Genomic DNA, 1,114 nt, shown 5'->3' on the forward strand with positions numbered 1-1,114 from the left:
CACCCGCCCCGGCCGGGTGGGCGCAGAACGAGCAGGCCGCCCCGGCGTGGGCGCCGCCCGAGAGCGGCGCCCGTGGCGCAGCCCGGGTGCCGCAGCCCGCCGGGCAGTCGAACGACGGCTGGCCGGCGCAGGCCGACCCGAACGGCTCAGGCAGCTGGAACGCCACGCCGGCCCCGCAGGAGCCGGCCAGCAACGCTTGGCCCGCTGTGACACAGCAGGACGAACCTGCCCAACCCGGCGGCTGGCCCACGTCGTCCACCCAGGACGACTCCGTCCACTCCGGCGGCTGGCAGACGCGCGGCCAGGAGCGGAACGGCTCCGCCGGCTGGGACGCCACTCCGCAGCAGAGCAACCCGGGCGACTCCGCCGGCTGGGACGCCACGCCGCAGAGCGACCCGGACGGCTCCGCCGGCTGGGACGCCTCGCCACCGCAGCGCGACGCGGGCGACTCCGGGGGCTGGAACGCGGCGTCCGCCCCCGAAGACGCTCCCCGAACCACCGGCCGGGCCTCGGTGCCCGTACCGTCGCAGCCTGCGCAGGACACCCCCGGGTGGGTCCCGGCCGACAACGGCGGCCGCGGCGCGGCCCAGGTGCCGCAGGCCGACACGCCGGCCGCCACCGGCTGGGGCGGCGAGGACGACCCGGCCCGCTCCGGCGGTTGGAGCGCCACCGGCGCGCAGCAGGACCAGGGCGGAGACAACGCCTGGAACAGCGCGCCGCAGCAGGCCGAGTGGACACCGCAGCCCTGGGCCCCGGCCGAAGAGTCGGCACCGGCCCGCTGGGACGCGGGTGAGGCGCAGCAACCGGCCAACGGCTGGGGCAACGCTGCCGTCGCCGTCCCGGGCGACCAGCGCCAGAACGACCAGCGCCAAGACGACCAGCGCCAGGACGACCGGCCCACGCCGGCCGAGCCGACACGCACCGGCTCGTGGGGTGCCGCATCCGTGCCGCAGCAGGACGACCGGCCGGAGCCTGGCGGCTGGACGCCGTCGGAACAGCCCGCCCGGACAACCGCCTCGATGGCGGCTCCGGACGGCCCGTCCGCCTGGGGAGCCAACCAGCCCGCGGTGCCGGGTGCCGAACCATGGGCACCGGGGGAGGCGTGGGGTCGCAC

The 1,114-nt window shown here is 78.4% G+C and carries 1 pseudogene; it reads left to right on the plus strand.

The annotated features are described in order from the left end of the window. Positions 1-206: 206 nt before the first annotated feature. Positions 207-1,114: pseudogene (locus E1193_RS32295) on the plus strand (hypothetical protein); the annotation flags it as partial.

Origin of the sequence: Micromonospora sp. KC606, assembly GCF_004348675.1 — a bacterium.
Classification (GTDB): domain Bacteria; phylum Actinomycetota; class Actinomycetes; order Mycobacteriales; family Micromonosporaceae; genus Micromonospora.